The 15637-nt window shown below is 35.7% G+C and carries 16 protein-coding genes; 10 read left to right on the plus strand and 6 right to left on the minus strand.

All coding sequences use genetic code 11. The features are described 5' to 3' along the window. Positions 1-19 precede the first annotated feature (19 nt). Complete coding sequence (locus tag FC748_RS15595) at positions 20-901, minus strand: LysR family transcriptional regulator (protein ID WP_025218418.1); 882 nt, start codon at positions 899-901, stop codon at positions 20-22. 307 nt (positions 902-1208) lie between these two features. Between FC748_RS15595 and FC748_RS15600 the strand changes: the two genes are divergently transcribed. The 3 genes from FC748_RS15600 (at position 1209) to FC748_RS15610 (ending at position 4773) form a co-directional block, all read left to right on the plus strand. Continuing rightward, positions 1209-2522, plus strand: a complete 1314-nt coding sequence (locus tag FC748_RS15600) for a short-chain fatty acid transporter (RefSeq protein WP_108030694.1) — start codon at positions 1209-1211, stop codon at positions 2520-2522. A 202-nt stretch (positions 2523-2724) separates the two neighbouring features. After that, complete coding sequence (locus FC748_RS15605) at positions 2725-3429, plus strand: hypothetical protein (RefSeq protein WP_024360882.1); 705 nt, start codon at positions 2725-2727, stop codon at positions 3427-3429. Between the two features lie 537 nt (positions 3430-3966). Beyond that, a complete protein-coding gene (locus FC748_RS15610; protein WP_024360881.1) occupies positions 3967-4773 on the plus strand; it encodes an SDR family NAD(P)-dependent oxidoreductase in 807 nt (268 codons plus the stop codon). 165 nt (positions 4774-4938) lie between these two features. On the opposite strand, the gene FC748_RS15615 is transcribed toward FC748_RS15610, so the two are convergent. Beyond that, the gene (locus FC748_RS15615) at positions 4939-5574 is read right to left on the minus strand and encodes a LysE family translocator (protein ID WP_024360880.1); all 636 of its coding nucleotides are present in this window, start codon (positions 5572-5574) and stop codon (positions 4939-4941) included. A gap of 176 nt (positions 5575-5750) precedes the next feature. Here FC748_RS15615 and FC748_RS15620 point away from each other — a divergent pair, with 176 nt between their 5' ends. Together FC748_RS15620 and FC748_RS15625 are read left to right on the plus strand one after the other, a co-directional pair. Beyond that, complete coding sequence (locus FC748_RS15620; protein WP_108030695.1) at positions 5751-6176, plus strand: SRPBCC family protein; 426 nt, start codon at positions 5751-5753, stop codon at positions 6174-6176. Beyond that, positions 6173-6496 (plus strand): ArsR/SmtB family transcription factor, encoded by a 324-nt coding sequence (locus FC748_RS15625; protein WP_024360878.1) that lies wholly within the window; start codon positions 6173-6175, stop codon positions 6494-6496. The genes FC748_RS15620 and FC748_RS15625 overlap by 4 nt, the downstream gene beginning before the upstream one ends. Before the next feature lie 329 nt (positions 6497-6825). On the opposite strand, the gene FC748_RS15630 is transcribed toward FC748_RS15625, so the two are convergent. Both FC748_RS15630 and FC748_RS15635 read right to left on the minus strand, forming a co-directional pair. Continuing rightward, on the minus strand, positions 6826-7605 hold the full coding sequence (locus FC748_RS15630) for a YqhG family protein (protein ID WP_108030696.1): 780 nt from the start codon (positions 7603-7605) through the stop codon (positions 6826-6828). A 114-nt stretch (positions 7606-7719) separates the two neighbouring features. Beyond that, positions 7720-9234, minus strand: coding sequence for a DEAD/DEAH box helicase (locus tag FC748_RS15635; RefSeq protein ID WP_029747050.1), 1515 nt, complete (start codon positions 9232-9234; stop codon positions 7720-7722). 322 nt (positions 9235-9556) lie between these two features. On the opposite strand from FC748_RS15635, the gene FC748_RS15640 reads away from it, so the two are divergent. From FC748_RS15640 to FC748_RS15660, 5 genes are all read left to right on the plus strand, one after another. Continuing rightward, positions 9557-10228, plus strand: coding sequence for a carboxymuconolactone decarboxylase family protein (locus FC748_RS15640; RefSeq protein ID WP_024360875.1), 672 nt, complete (start codon positions 9557-9559; stop codon positions 10226-10228). 176 nt (positions 10229-10404) lie between these two features. Beyond that, positions 10405-10986 carry a dienelactone hydrolase family protein gene (locus FC748_RS15645; RefSeq protein WP_108030697.1) on the plus strand — a complete coding sequence of 194 codons (582 nt, stop codon included), beginning with the start codon at positions 10405-10407 and terminating at the stop codon, positions 10984-10986. 12 nt (positions 10987-10998) lie between these two features. Then, positions 10999-11955, plus strand: coding sequence for a LytTR family transcriptional regulator DNA-binding domain-containing protein (locus FC748_RS15650; RefSeq protein ID WP_108030698.1), 957 nt, complete (start codon positions 10999-11001; stop codon positions 11953-11955). A gap of 144 nt (positions 11956-12099) precedes the next feature. Then, complete coding sequence (locus tag FC748_RS15655) at positions 12100-12948, plus strand: ABC transporter ATP-binding protein (RefSeq protein ID WP_024360872.1); 849 nt, start codon at positions 12100-12102, stop codon at positions 12946-12948. Next, the gene (locus tag FC748_RS15660; protein WP_108030699.1) at positions 12945-13646 is read left to right on the plus strand and encodes an ABC transporter permease; all 702 of its coding nucleotides are present in this window, start codon (positions 12945-12947) and stop codon (positions 13644-13646) included. Before FC748_RS15655 ends, FC748_RS15660 begins: the two co-directional genes overlap by 4 nt. Positions 13647-13699: 53 nt before the next feature. Here FC748_RS15660 and ldmS read toward each other — a convergent pair whose 3' ends face one another. Both ldmS and FC748_RS15670 read right to left on the minus strand, forming a co-directional pair. After that, on the minus strand, positions 13700-14854 hold the full coding sequence (gene ldmS / locus FC748_RS15665) for an L-aspartate--L-methionine ligase LdmS (RefSeq protein ID WP_238600199.1): 1155 nt from the start codon (positions 14852-14854) through the stop codon (positions 13700-13702). Positions 14855-15011: 157 nt separating this feature from the next. Continuing rightward, entirely contained in the window at positions 15012-15593 is a 582-nt protein-coding gene (locus FC748_RS15670; protein ID WP_108030700.1) for a GNAT family N-acetyltransferase, read from the minus strand. Between the last annotated feature and the right edge of the window lie 44 nt (positions 15594-15637).

Here is a 15637-nt window from a genome sequence, read left to right on the forward strand (position 1 = left end):
TCGAATAACTGCATTGTTACTATGTTTCTTCCGATCGTATTGTCTTTAATAATTGCTTTAAAGCATAAGATTGATATGTATTTTTTTTCGTAATAACGCCAAGGCGCCAAGGCATATGATAGTTCTGTAACGGTATAATTTTTACATTTTGATTCGTTTGCTTTGCCGCAATAGAATAAGGCAACAGCGTTACACCCAAATTTGAAGACACTAACTCCACGATTAAATCCCATTGTGAGCTTTTGTATCCGATAATCGGCGTAAATCCAGCACTTTTACAGGATTTAATCACATAATCATGCAACGTAAATTCCTCTGTAAAAATAATAAACGATTCATTTTTTAAATCTTGTAATAAAATAGTATCCTGCTGCGCTAAAGGATGCTGTTCATTTATATAGACAAAAAACTGATCTTCCACAAAAGATTGCACAACAAATTTTCGCTCGTCGGTAGGTAAAACGACAATCCCCATATCCACTTCACCATTTTCCACTAAAGTGCCTATTAACTTCGCTCCACGTTCCACTAGCTCTAAATGAACATTTGGATATTGCTGATGAAACTTACGAGCAATTTCTGGGAAAAACAACGTGCCTATCAGTGGTGGAATACCTAATTTTATAGTTCCTGTTTTAATATTTAACAAGTCATCTAGCAATATATGCAAATCATGGACTGAGCGCATAATTTTTTGTCCTTGCTTATATACAATATGTCCTGCATCCGTTAACTCTACATGTCGTGTGGACCGATTCAATAACTCGACGTGAAGATTATCCTCTAATTTTTTTATGCTCTTACTTAATGAGGGCTGGGATACAAAGGACTCACTTGCTGCTTTTGTAAAACTTCCGTATTCCACCACATCCATAAATGCCTTTAAATCACGTAATTCCATTTAATGACCCCTTATTTATTCTTATTTGTTATAAAAAAAATTCTAAAAGTGTTTATTAGTAATAAATTCTACTCCTTATCTTTTAATCCTTCTTGCAAAACGTAACGGGAATAAATTCAAGAATGATAAGGTTTTCTTATATGTTCGATAATATTTAAATAGCTAATTTCAGGAGAGCTGTTCCAATTCTTTATTTCTATTTTACGTTTCATTTACTGTCTTTCATACCATTTTTATCTTTATTTACAAGCCACCCTATGTAATATTAGGAATAAGGGATGGTAGAAATAAAAGGGGGTTTACTAGATTGAAAACGTTAACAAAACTATCGAATGCTATTATGGAAAAGTATTTGCCTGACCCATACATATTTGTCACTATACTCACAGTACTAGTGTTATTATTAGGGGTCACACTAACAGATTCCTCTCCATTAGATATGGTTACTTACTGGGGAGACGGCTTTTGGGAGTTATTATCCTTTACTATGCAAATGGTCATTGTTTTAGCTGCTGGACATATTTTAGCGAATAGCCCTGTCTTTAAAAAAGGCTTGTCAGCAGTCGCTAGTAAAATTAAAACGCCAAGCATGGCAATTATAATTGTGACATTTATTTCATTAATTGCTTGCTGGATTAACTGGGGATTCGGACTAGTCATAGGGGCACTTTTTGCAAAAGAAATTGCACGTCATGTTAAAAAAGTGGACTATCGTTTATTAATTGCCAGTGCTTATTCAGGATTTGTTATTTGGCACGGAGGTTTAGCAGGTTCCGTTCCATTATCAATTGCAACGGAGGGGCATCCTTTTGCAAATATTATGAGTGTAATCCCAACAGACGTTACACTTTTCTCTACATACAACTTATTTATTGTCATTGTCATTGTTCTGACATTGCCATTATTTAACCGTTGGATGATGCCAAAGGAAGAGGATGTCGTAGAAATTGAACCTTCTTTATTAATTGAGGAAAAAATAGAGCTGCCAAAAGCTGAAAATCATTTTGCAAGCCGTTCAGAGCGCAGCTACATTCTAACAATATTAATTGGTCTTATCGGTGTTATTTATTTAATTCAGCATTTTATTACAAAAGGCTTTGTTTTAAATTTAAATGTTGTAAATACGATTTTTATTGTACTGGGAATTATTTTTCATGGTACACCGCAGCGTTTTCTTGCCGCTGCCCAAGATGCAATTAAAACAACAACAGGAATAGTATTCCAATTCCCCTTTTACGCCGGTATTATGGGGATGATGACCGCTTCTGGCTTAGCGGCGGTATTTTCTGAATGGTTTGTCAACATTTCAAACGACCATACTTTCTATTTATTCACATTTTTCTCTGCGGGGCTTGTCAACTTTTTTGTACCTTCTGGCGGTGGCCAATGGACGGTTCAAGCACCCATTATGTTAGATGCTGCAACGACTCTAGGTGCGGATTATGCCAAAACGGCTATGGCTATCGCTTGGGGAGATGCTTGGACAAATATGATTCAGCCATTTTGGGCCCTCCCAGCACTCGCAATTGCAGGTTTAAAGGCAAAAGATATTATGGGATTCTGTTTATTTATCCTGATCTTTACAGGAATTATCATTAGTATCGGACTGTACTTCTTCTAGTTACTATTGAATTTTTTAGAACCTCACAAAGAGCGTTAATACCGTTCTTGTGGGGTTTTTTGGTTTAGTTTAAGACCTAAGTAACCATTTTATTTTTTATAATGTCGATATATTAGACTAGTTGAGAGTTTTTTGAGAGTTTCATTTCCTATAATCAAATAAGAAATTTGTCATAATTTATCAAAGATTGGAGATAGCACAGATGTTGAAGCAATTGCTTGAAAATCGTACCGTTAATTTGGATTATATGGGTTTCTCATTTCAGCACCACGTATATGAACTACAAAATTGTGTAGAAGTATTAGGAATTGAAGCGAAGTGGCTACAAGTTGAAAATAATCAAATTGCAGTGGCTTATATGGACGATAATAGTATTTTTATAAAAAGTATGCACTACGGGAAAACAATGATGAAGTTAACAGATGGTATTCATGAAGCAAATGTACATCTATCTGTTTTACCTTCAGGAGAGATAAATGTAGAAGTTAAGCCTTACATAGGAAATGCTAATATTGTATCTGTTTATTTCCGAGCAATTTTAGCAGATACTGCGATTGCCATTGATTTAAAAGGGGCACTCAAAAATTTCCTCATTGCTAATCGGTTTATGAACGATGGGGACAGTATTTTGGAAGTACACTATCAATCCATGCATCCCAATGTCTTAAAAGATTCTTATGCAGGTAATTTTGTATTAGGTTGTCATCCTATGGGAGGTTCCATTACAAATTGTAATGAATATGCTTTGGCTAATCGCATAGCCAATTTAAAATTTACAAAAATCGTTATTTTACAAGATGGCGCACACAAAATTATTGCCTTAAAAATGTTATTATCTTTCGTCATTAGCAATCGAATTTTCGTTAATAATGAGCTATCAATGGACTCTCATCTGCCGTTGTTTTAATTATGCTTTCGGATGGGCTTAATTGCTTCTGTTAGGATGTTCATTATTACTGTTAAAAAGACAAATAGTCTTCAGCGACGTGTAGCTGTCAATTGCAGCATGTACAGAAAATGATTTGCGTGCAGCCCCTCTCTCTATACAGAGGGAACGTCATTATAGCTACACCTATGTTCTATCAAATTATATAAAAAGGAATTTTTTTGATGCTGATTTTTTTAATACTGTTTTGTGTCGTAATCATAGGAAGCTATTTGATACGGAAAACGCTGCATATTAGAAAGTGCCGAAAGGAAAAGAAAAAGGTTATGGAGGAACGGCTTAAGCACCTTATTTTTACGAACACTAAGCAGCCACAAAAATAATTTTAACGTACTTTGTTATAAGCAAATATTTTTAAATACGAGCTATACTTTTTATTTCATTTCTCATTAGTTTAGTGTTAAACTATCTATTGTTATTTAAATGAAGTTATATTGAATATGATTTATTTTTATCTGTCAATATTCTGTTTATCACTCATTCTAGGAGGAGTTATGTATGAAACGTGTGGAAAATAAAGTAGCGCTTGTTACTGGCGGCGCGTCAGGCATCGGTTTATCCGCAGCAACTTTGTTAGCGAAAGAAGGAGCAAAAGTTGTTATTGCTGATTTTAATATTGAAGGAGCAAAAGAAGTTGCAGCTTCTTTAGTAAAAGAAGGTTATGAAGCATCCGCAGTGTTCTTAGATGCAGGTGATGCTCAATCTATTGAAGATGCAGTAGAGTTTACGGTTGCACAATACGGTACTATTACCGTTCTATTTAATAATGTTGGTTTAACAAACTTACAAAAAGATTTAGATGTTGTAAATATCGATTTAGATGAGTGGGATCGTCTAGTAAATGTAAACTTAAAATCAGTTTTACTAGGTAGCCGCTTTGCTATTCCTCATATGCAAAAAGCTGGTGGTGGTTCTATCATTAACACAGCTTCTATGGGCGCATTTGCAAGTGACCAAATACGTACAGCTTATGGTACGACAAAAGCTGGCGTCGTTCACTTAACTAAATACATTGCCACTCAATACGGTAAAGATAAAATCCGTTGTAATGCGATAGCACCAGGGTTAATTTTAACACCTGCAGCTAAAAACAACTTACCACAGGATTTACTAGATATTTTCACAAAATACAACGCCCTACCATACAATGGTGAAGCTGATGATATCGGCTACGCAGTAGTGTATTTAGCATCTGACGAATCGAAATTTATGACTGGTCAAACACTTCAAATCGAAGGTGGCCATTACATGGCAAATCCAACTATTGCAGATACAAATATTTGGGCTGCAAATCTACAAAAATAATTACCTTTTTAACTGATTGAACTAGCTTAAAATTGCTATTCGTGTTCAAATTTATCGATATTTATATCCTTGTTGTCTCAGGCTGTAGATCCATTCCGAAATCCGGAATTGTCTACAGCCTGTTTTAATTGTTTGAGTGCCTGAAATTGTTTGAGTGCCTGACACCTAACCCTTTTCTAAGGCTAATTTAATGCCGAAGCCAATTAAAACGGTTCCTGTTAGGCCTTCGATTACTGCCTTTGTCATAGGCTTCTTCATAAAAGCACTAATTTTATCTAATAAATAGACATAGAAAACAAACCATAAAGCGGTTAAAGCAGTATAAATAAGCCCCATTAGTAGAAATGGAAAAAATGTACTGTTAGAACCGTCTACAAATTGCGGTAAGAACGTTAAAAAAAAGACTGCTACTTTTGGATTTGTAACATTGGTTAAGAAGCCTTGTTTAAAGCAAGATTGATGCGCATATTTGTTGTCAATTTGCGTTTCTTCATCGACAACGGATGACTGCACGGGCATCTTTTTTAACGTCCATAACGTCTTGGCACCTAAGTAACATAAATACACTGCTCCGACGTATTTTAAAATCGCAAATAGATAGGCTGATTTTACAATTATCGCTGATAGACCAATAACCGCCGCTAATGTATGAATAAATAATCCACAGCAAGAGCCTATAATCGTTTGTAAGCCTCCTCTTTTATTGATTGTTAATGTATTTTTTGTCGCAATAGCTGTATCAGGTCCAGGCAAAATAATTAACAAAATACACATCAGTAAAAACATCGGTATATTTTCCATGCTAACTCCCCCCATTCGTCTGAAAATTATAAAAATAATTCTATCATACGTAATCTGCTTGAAAAAGGGGCGGACTTCAAAATCTGTTACATTCTAATTAATTGACATATAACCATTAGGTGTTATATATTCATAACACCTAATGGTTATATTCTTAAAATAGAGGAGACTATATGATGTCAGAGCAACTGCAAAATATTGTGAAAACTGTTACGTTCAACGCGCCAATCGAGAAGGTTTGGGACACTGTTACAGATGCTAAAAAACTAGGTTCTTGGTTTATGCACAATGATTTTAAACCAATAGAAGGGCATGCATTTACACTCCAATCACCCTTTGGCCCATCGCCCTGTAAAGTTGAAAAAGTAGATGCACCACATTTTGTCCGTTTTGCATGGGATACTGATGGGTGGTTTGTTACATTTGAGTTAAAACAATCTGGAGAGCAAACAGTATTTACATTAACTCATGGTGGCTGGAAAGAAGCATCTCATCTAATTCCAAAAGCAAACATGCCTGCTGACGCTGTTCGTCAAAATATGGACAATGGTTGGTCGATGCTTGTTGGCAAAAAATTAAAAGAGACTGTGGAAACTGCATGACGCAGCTTGCAAACAAGGTTGATGTTTTTCAAGCAATTGCTGACCCGACAAGACGTCATGTACTACAACTATTAGCATCAAGCGATAAACCCATTGCACTAATTGCTGACCACTTTACTATTAGTAGAACTGCTGTCGTCAAGCATCTGCACGTTTTAGAACAAGCCGAGCTAGTATCCGCCCAAAAGAAAGGGCGAGAAAAAATTTACACGTTACACACTGATCGGTTAAAAGAGATTGAAGACTGGTTACAATATTTTGACTTGTTTTGGAATAATAAATTGGCGCAGTTGCAACATATTATTGATAACGACGAATAGCGCAAAACTTAAGCCGCTGGGACAAAAGAGAAAAGGTGTTAGATTGATGGCAGTCAATCTAACACCTTTTTTGCTGCACCGTTGTTGTCCGCTTCGGCGGTGCTTTCCGCTCAGCACAGTAAGCCGCAACCCTCGCTAACGCGCAAAAATGCCAACGTCTTACGCTGTGTGCGTCCTGAGCAGGAGTCACCCCTTCGCTACCAACAACTAGTGAACCCTTCTAATTTTTTATTTATTGCAAAAGCAAGAATAGATAAGTTCTCTATATAGCAATACCTTTCCTCTGTTCCTTAAACTTTTTTAGTTAAGTCCCAGCCTCTTACATGTTTTTATCTCATATAAAATAATCCACCATTCACAATTTCAATTTTAATTTTTGCATCATATTGTTCTTCTAATGCTTTTTTCTCAACCTCATAACACTCCGGCTTTTCCTCTACATCTTCATAAAAGTAGTCTAAAACACGCTGGTCTCGTTGCCATCTCTTTTTTGCTTGTTCAGCCCATGTATGGTCATCCTGTTGAATAATTGCATCGATTGCTTTATCCAAGCGTTGAAGTGCACGTTCTGGCTTAATAATATGTTGTACATAAAATGCGTTTTCAGATTGTGTGCTGTCCCAATCAATACTATTTATTGCTTCATGGAAATTATTATTTATCGTTCCTGTCAGTAAGTTAATACCAAAAGAGTACAGCATTTCTTTCGTTCGATCGCAACAATACGACACTTTATAATTTACGCCAAGCCATGGGGTAAGCAATACTTGCCCTATCTCTGCATCCACTTTTTGAAACATTTGAACAAAGGCTCCAAGCTCTCTTGTTGCTTGAAATATTTGATTGAGCCTGGGTGAGCCAAAATGGACAACTTCCCCGATTACCTTTCCTGACATTGCATTTTGCTCTGTAATAAAGGTAACTTGTGCAGGGTTAGGTTCGCCATTGGTTGCTTCTACATATTGCCAGTAAAAAGGGCGGTTCATAATTCTTTTATCCATAGCAATCGTTAATTGTACTGTTAAATAATGCTCATCCTCAAAGACCATATCACATTCATTTTCTAAGAAAAATTGTCGTAAATAATTATGAACTTGTTGTGGATACATGCCCTCTCCCCTTACAATAATTTCATTCACTTAGGCTTTCATTCCCGCCGAAAATGAAGTACATCTTGGACATTCAAACTTCATTAGCAACAATGCACTTCTACCAAAGCAAATTTAGACGGTTTTTTTGAAATTCGTTAAAATGGCATCTAGGTCGCCAACTACCTTTTCAAACACATCAATTTTTGTATGCAGCAATGCTAAAATATCTATTTCAATCGTATCTTCTACTGCAAGATTATAAATATGAACGTCATGTTCTTGACCTAGACGATGCACACGACCTATGCGTTGTTCCAGCTTCATTGGATTCCAAGGCAAATCGTAATTAATTACGTGATGGCAAAATTGAAGGTTAATCCCCTCTCCCCCTGCCTCAGTTGCAATCAGCACTTGCGCTTTTTCCTTAAATACGTGTTTCATGTAATCCCGCTTGTTTTTATTGAACTTACCATTAAATAAAACACTCGTAATACCGTGTGAGTGTAAATACCACTGCAAGTAAATTTGCGTTGCACGATACTCTGTAAAAATAATGACTTTATCTTTCGCTTGTTCAATAATCTCAAGCGTTTTTTGGGCCTTCGAGTTGACTTCTAACGCCATAACTTTTGCTAGAATTTCTTCTAACGCTTCACGTTCAGCACTGTTTTCAAGCATTTTAGATAATGTAAGTGCAGTCGCCTCTTTACTGCTGCACATTTCCTTTTGCAACGTAATTAATGAAAAGGAGGCTGTAGATGTTAGCGTACCAAGCAGGTGATACACTTCCATTTCTTCAGGGCTAAAGTGAATTGGCACAATTTGAACACGTCTATTAGTCCACTCAATGCCTGTATCCTCCCTTCGATTTCTTACCATCACTTGATTGACTAATTCTTTTAAATAGTCATCATGCTGTAAATCGTGCTTGCTTGCAGAAAATGCAGACTGGAACGTTTCATAATTACCAAGATGACCTGGTTTTAGTAGCGAAATAAGATAATAAAGTTCAAAAACATCATTTTGAATAGGAGTTGCCGTTAGTAATAAGCAAAACTTCTTCTTTAATCCTTGTACGAAATCGTATATTTGTGTTTTATGATTTTTTAATTTATGCGCCTCGTCAATAATAATCATGTCATAATCTTGCGCATAAATAAGTTCTTTATGTGGGCTTTTTTTGGCGGTATCCATGCTCATAATAACAATATCGTAACGCTCAATTGGGCAATTTTTTTTATACGCCATTGCGGGAATGTGGAATTTTTGATTCAATTCTTCTATCCATTGGTTAATCAGAGATGCTGGTGCTAAAATTAAAGCCTTTTTTACAAGCCCTCGTATCAAATATTCCTTTAAAATAAGACCTGCTTCAATCGTTTTACCAAGTCCCACCTCGTCTGCTAATATCGCTTTCCCATTCATACGTTCAATAACGGTTTGCGCTGCTTCTAATTGATGGGCAAGTGGTGTTAGTTTGGGCAAAAATTTAGGTGCTTGTAAACCAGTAAATTCCGGAATTAAATTCATTTTCACAATTTCATAGTTCATTTTGTACAAAGTCCAACTATGCCATTTTTCAGCATTATTTAGCCTATTTAAAAAGCCTTCTTGCCAATCGGACGACCTCTCCACTATCATGATCATCACCTCATGCTATTATTTCTAAATTAGGTTGTCCAAAAAAGAAAAAGCTATGACCATTATTTATAGGAATATCTCAGTAAGTAAGACAATCTTTTAATCGAATAAAACCAACCCTATTTTCTAGTCTTCGTAAAAAATACATATTTCCTTTGATTTTTAGTTCTATTTTCAAATTTTTCGAAATAAATTTACATTTATAGGATTAATTAATATTCTTTAGTAGAAATAAGCACACAACTTTTCACTAGATTTTAGTAATTGCTTTGGAAGACGGAAATTTTTGCTAGAATAACAAAAATACAAATGTTGAGGAGAGGGTTCCATGTCAACTAATAGTCTTTATCAAAAAAATTATTTTAATCGTTTAGGTGAATTCGCTAACCTTTCACCTGAATCGTTTCATGCCTTTGTTAAATTCGATACACTCGCTTTAAAGGAAGGGAAATTATCAGCTAAATTAAAAGAGTTAATCGCCATTGCTGTGGCTCATACGACAGGTTGTCCCTATTGCATTGAATTGCATATTACACAGGCTAAACAAAAAAATGCTTCAAAAGAAGAGGCTAGTGAAGCTATTATGATTGCTACCGCACTCAAGGCGGGTTCTGCTCTAGCCCACGGGGTCAATGCCTTAAACGCCTATGATGGCAATACGGATGAGGAACTATATAAAGAACAGTATTTTTTACGAATTAAAGAATTTTCTACTCTACATTCTAGCGCCTTTAACGCTTTTATTGACTTTGATACAAAAACAATGAAGGACGGGCTATTAACAGGATATGAAAAAGAACTCATTGCTATTGCTGTTGCCCATACTACAGGTTGCCCTTATTGCATTTCTCTACATGTCCAAGCAGCAAAAAAATTAGGCGTTTCCAAAGAGGAAATTGCTGAGTCTATTATGGTTGCTACTGCATTAAAGGCGGGTTCTGCTTTAGCCCATGGTGTCAATGCCTTAAACGCCTACGATCAAGTAGCCCTTCTTACGTAAAATATTTAGACTGTTTGTTAAAAGAGCAAGAGTGTTAGATTGACCGCAATCAATCTAACACTTTTTTTGCGGTAATCGATATTATTCGCTAAGGTAACGCGCTTATAAATTCAATGTTTTTTATTAAATGTACGCTTTAAATACTTTTTGTTACACTATTGGAAAAAGAGGTTACTATGAAAAGAAAAAAAATCTTTATTCTACATGAAATTTACGGTGTAAATGATTTTATAAAAGATCAAGGACAAACATATAGTGATTCAAATACAAACGTAGAATGTATTTCTCTGTATTCCAACGGCAAAGTATTTTCATATAGTCAGGAAAAGGAAGCTTATCAATATTTCACGCAAGAAATCGGCTTTGATCGCCCACTTGAACGACTAACACTTCTTCTATTGGAAGCAAAAGTACAATATGATGAAGTGGTTTTAATCGGATTTAGCGTCGGTGCAACATTGGCATGGAGACTCTCTAACTTACCAATTCATCGTATTATTTGTATTTACGGCTCAAGAATACGTCAATACTTAGACGTCCATCCTACATGTCCAACATTGGTCATTTTACCTAGTCATGAAAAAAGCTTTGATGTGAATGAATTGAAAAAGGCAATAGAGCGATTGCCGTTTGTACAAACTGCTCAATTAAGTGGGAAGCATGGCTTTATGGACTACAACAATTCAAACTATTGCAACAATAGTTATTTACAGGCGCAATCTGTCATTCATTATTTTTTACATAAGGAACAGCTATAAGGAGTGCTTAGCATGAACCAAAATAAATATATTGAAATCGAACCTTATATTGAATCAGGAAATATTATTTATCCAAGCTTTCAATTTCCACTGCAACCAGACTGTATTATTGGCATTTATACTGACGTTGCTAAAATCAAGCCCTTAATGGAATGGTTTTTAAAACAACCTAATTGTTATACTTGTTTGCGAGAAAGTGCTTTATATGAGCGCCTGACAGTGATGGAGTATATTCAATTTTGTTTGAAGCTTTATACAATTCCCTTGCACAATAAAGACGAAATTTTAAAGCTTTTAACACTTACCGAACACAAAAACAAAAAAATCAATAAACTTCAAAACGGTGAAAAGCAACGTTTAAAACTGCTTCATACATATCTTAATTCAGCACAAATTCAAGTAATCGAGGAACCATTTCAAAATCTAGATGAATTTTCAAAGCATAGCGTACAACAATTACTTGCCGCTCTACAAAAAAAAGAAAAAACCATTATTTTACTTTCAAATAATTTGGAAGACTTGATTATTTCGAGTGACGAAATATATAGATTAGATGCATTAGGTTTACATGCACTGGATGTAAAAGAGGATGAAATTGAAACAGTTTCCACACCAATCGACAATGCACCTATCCGCTTTGATAAAATCCCAACAAAGAAAAATGACAAAATCATTTTATTTAACCCACCAGAATTAGATTATATTGAAAGTGTGGAAGGCGTTGTAAGCGTATATGTTGCAAATGAAGCCTATCCTTGCACACTATCTCTTAATGACTTAGAACAGAAATTGACACCATTCGGCTTTTTTAGAAGTCATCGTTCTTATATCGTTAACCTCCAAAAGGTGCGTGAAATCATTACTTGGACCCGCAATAGCTACAGTCTTGCGTTAAATAGCAATGAAAAAACGGTTGTCCCTTTGTCGAAAAATAAACTTGCTGATTTAAAAGAAATACTCGGAATATAGTAGATTTCCCAGGAAATAAACGACTCCTGTCAGCTTAATATTTCTCCCTTGAAGGTCATTTTTCCGCCTTTCACCTGTAATTTAATGTCTACTTCTCCATCACACTGTAAAGTTAGGTTAACAACAACCACAGGAGGTTTACACATGGAGACAGTTATTGATGTACAACATTTAAATAAGGTGTTTAATAGGGAAACTGCCTTACAGGATGTTTCTTTCACGATTAAAAAGGGTGAAATATTCGGTTTTCTTGGCCCAAGTGGCTCGGGCAAAACGACGACTATTAAAATTTTAACTGCACAAACAGAAAAAACTGCAGGTGATGTTTCATTATTTAATCGCCCTGTTAGTGAAATGAAGAGCAGTCAAAATCGTCAACGCTTTGGCATTTTAACTGATAATAGTGGACTGTATACGAGACTTTCAATCGAGGAGAATTTATTACTCTATAGTAGTTTATATCAATTGCCAACTTCAGCAGTAAAAGATGCATTAGATTTTGTGAACCTTTATGCAGAACGTAAAAAGAAAATAAGTCAACTTTCTAAAGGGATGATACAGCGTGTGACATTAGCTCGTGCTATTATGCACAAGCCTGAATTATTATTTTTAGATGAGCCAACTTCAGCACTTGACCCTGTTAATACGCAACATATTTACAATGGTTTACGCAAGCTAAATGAGCTCGGGACAACAATCTTTTTAACAACACATGATATGAGTGAAGCAGAAATACTTTGTGATCGAGTTGCCTTTTTACATCAAGGTAAAATACGTGCGATTGGTTCACCAAAGCAATTAAAAAAAGAATTTGGAGATGAAACCATTACGGTCGAATTAACAAATGGTCACTACGAAACGATTCAAAATGGCGAACAGGATGCACAAAAACTATATGATTGGATGCAATCGAATGCAGTTGCACGTCTATACACAAACGAGCCAACTTTAGGAGATATTTTTATGCAAATAACAGGGAGTGATTTAATATGAACATGTCATTTACACGTATTCAAGCAATTTTTATGAAAGACTACAAGGAATTCTCACGAAATTATGCAGTATCTGTTATGGTTTTTTTACCCCTTATATTAGCGTTTGCTTACAACAAGATTGGCACGAGCAGTATTGATGCATACTTTTTACCAATCAACTTAGTATTCGCAGTTGTAACTGCCTATGTACAATGTTGTTTAATAGCTGAAGAAAAAGAAAAAAATACGCTTCGAAATTTAATGCTATCTCCTGCCTCACTGGCAGATATTTTAATAGGAAAAAGCTTGTTCGTCTTTATAGTTACCGTTGTTGTAGTTAGTTTGGCCATTTTCCTTGTTGGTTATGAGCCTGCCAATCTTTTAATCCTAGCAATTGCCCTATTGCTCTCTACCGTATTCTATATTGCTTTAGGAACATTATGTGGATTATTTGCCAAAACGATTATGGAAGCATCCATCATCGTGATGCCCGTGATGTTTATTTTCTCCTTCGGACCGTTTGCCCTATCACTGGCTTCTGCCTACCCAATTTTAGAATTGGCGAAATGGCTACCAAGCTCACAGCTAGTGCTATTAGCAGAAGCTTTAGAAGGTCCCTACACAATGATGGATTGTATTATTCCAATCGTTACGATTACCGTTTGGTCGTTGTTAACATGGGGAATCACAGGATTTATTTATAAAAAATTAAATTAGGTGTCAGGCACTCAAACAATTTAAGTGCCAGGCACCCAAACAATTTCACTTACTTAAAGTAATTGTTGTTCAAGTTGTTCGATTTCTTGTAATGTATCTGCATACCAAATACCAATAAATCGCGATGCTACTTTATTTTCAAAATAATCCCCATCATAAAAGGATAGTGGCACTAGAACACCTTGTTTAATACATTGCTCGATCGTTTGAAAAAATGATGCATTCTCCTCTACACCTTTTGATGCGTAGGAAGCAAATTTATTAACCGGTTTGCCTAACGCTTCATGAAACATAAGCATAGATGTCGAGCCGTTTTGACGGAAGTTTAAATCAATCGCTTGCACATCTCCTGCTTCTGTTACGATTAAATCAAATCCCGCAACACCCACAAAGCCTTCTGCTACTCCACGCTCCATTATATGGCGTCCTACTTCAATCACTTTTTCTGGTACTTTCTCTACAATAACATTTCCTTCATAAATGCCATTGTCATCTGTCATTTGTTTAGAAGCACCCAAATATTGTATACCAAGCGCTTCTGAATAGACGAACTGGCAACTATAATTATCCTTTGCTTGCAATAACTCTTCAATAATAATACTTTCTGTCCCATTCATTCGGAATTGACGTAAACCTTCTGTGAGCTCATCCTGATTCTGGCAAATAATAACACCGTATCCACCAGAAGTGGGCGAATCATCTCCAGGCTTAAGTACAACAGGTGGCTTCCAATTTTTCATTGCATCCGATAATTTATACAGCTCAATGTTTAATCGGCTTGGCACGTATTTACTGTCAATTAAATGATCAATGTAAGCTTTCGTATTAAGCTCATTAAATTTCGCTGCATCCATCCAATAACAATTTCGATTCATATCTTCTGCATCATGTAAATACTGACAAACAATCGTTTTTCCTTCCGCACACCATACATCCAATTGTGCTAAATATTCTTCTTGCGTTTCATACGTATACGGTTGCTCTATCCAAGCTAAACCAGCTACATCGTGTAGCTTTTTAGCTTTTGCTGTTTGTGTTGCACGGTGCACTAAAACAGGAATATCTGCAATGGCTACTTCCCTTGAGGTTAATGCATCTAGTTTATGACAATCATCCATCATCCATGGATTATCGCTATATGGTGTACGAGGTGTATAAACAGCATTGTCACCATATATTTGTCGCAATGTTAATTTTGGCTTCAACATACTAGTCCCCCACTTTTCAAAAATAGATTTTAAATAATCTACCCTTGAATAACTAAAACCACACTTTTTTTGACAAAAACTAGATTATTAGACTACTAATCATCCATTTTTTTACTGATTTTTAATAAGTAAGAGGAAGAGTTAATGTATTTTGAAGTTACTCCATTTCTAACAATATTTCTAAGTGTGCCTTTACTTTTGGCCATTCTTGTAATGTAATGCTATACATCACTGTGTGCCGCGTTGAGCCATCTTTACGAATCATATGATTGCGTAGAACCCCCTCTTTTGTAGCTCCTATACGTTCGATTGCCTTTTGTGAACGTAAATTGTCATGATCTGTTTTAATTTGAACTCGTTGTAGACCAAGTACTTCAAAACAATAGGTAAGTAATAAATATTTACAATTCGTATTGACCGCAGTACGCCAAAATGAAGGAGTAAGCCAAGTAGTCCCTATTTCTAACCGTTGATGCTTGCTATCTATATCCATAAAACGAGTTGAGCCGATAATTTGTCCTGATAACTTATCCACAATGACAAATGGATACTCCTTCATGAGGCTTTTGTTAGACAATGCATTTTCCACAAAGTTATGCACATCACTTTCATCCTCAATCGTTGTGGACATATACGACCAAATCTCTGGATAACTGCCTGCAGCCAATAGCGCTGGACTATCCTCTCTCACTAAAGGTCTTAATAATACAACGTTATTTTCTACCATGTTAAATTTCATTGTCCTTCACTCCTTTTTTCATTATTAAACAGGATTTTTGATAT

The organism is Lysinibacillus sphaericus, from assembly GCF_005217585.1.
GTDB lineage: Bacteria > Bacillota > Bacilli > Bacillales_A > Planococcaceae > Lysinibacillus > Lysinibacillus sphaericus.

Coding starts and splice junctions, on each gene's coding strand:
- FC748_RS15595 (WP_025218418.1), bottom strand. CDS start 901: ATGGAATTACGTGATTTAAAGGCATTTATGGATGTGGTGGAATACGGA.
- FC748_RS15605 (WP_024360882.1), top strand. CDS start 2,725: ATGTTGAAGCAATTGCTTGAAAATCGTACCGTTAATTTGGATTATATG.
- FC748_RS15610 (WP_024360881.1), top strand. CDS start 3,967: ATGAAACGTGTGGAAAATAAAGTAGCGCTTGTTACTGGCGGCGCGTCA.
- FC748_RS15615 (WP_024360880.1), bottom strand. CDS start 5,574: ATGGAAAATATACCGATGTTTTTACTGATGTGTATTTTGTTAATTATT.
- FC748_RS15620 (WP_108030695.1), top strand. CDS start 5,751: ATGTCAGAGCAACTGCAAAATATTGTGAAAACTGTTACGTTCAACGCG.
- FC748_RS15625 (WP_024360878.1), top strand. CDS start 6,173: ATGACGCAGCTTGCAAACAAGGTTGATGTTTTTCAAGCAATTGCTGAC.
- FC748_RS15630 (WP_108030696.1), bottom strand. CDS start 7,605: ATGTATCCACAACAAGTTCATAATTATTTACGACAATTTTTCTTAGAA.
- FC748_RS15635 (WP_029747050.1), bottom strand. CDS start 9,234: ATGATCATGATAGTGGAGAGGTCGTCCGATTGGCAAGAAGGCTTTTTA.
- FC748_RS15640 (WP_024360875.1), top strand. CDS start 9,557: ATGTCAACTAATAGTCTTTATCAAAAAAATTATTTTAATCGTTTAGGT.
- FC748_RS15645 (WP_108030697.1), top strand. CDS start 10,405: ATGAAAAGAAAAAAAATCTTTATTCTACATGAAATTTACGGTGTAAAT.
- FC748_RS15650 (WP_108030698.1), top strand. CDS start 10,999: ATGAACCAAAATAAATATATTGAAATCGAACCTTATATTGAATCAGGA.
- FC748_RS15655 (WP_024360872.1), top strand. CDS start 12,100: ATGGAGACAGTTATTGATGTACAACATTTAAATAAGGTGTTTAATAGG.
- FC748_RS15660 (WP_108030699.1), top strand. CDS start 12,945: ATGAACATGTCATTTACACGTATTCAAGCAATTTTTATGAAAGACTAC.
- ldmS (WP_238600199.1), bottom strand. CDS start 14,854: ATGTTGAAGCCAAAATTAACATTGCGACAAATATATGGTGACAATGCT.
- FC748_RS15670 (WP_108030700.1), bottom strand. CDS start 15,593: ATGAAATTTAACATGGTAGAAAATAACGTTGTATTATTAAGACCTTTA.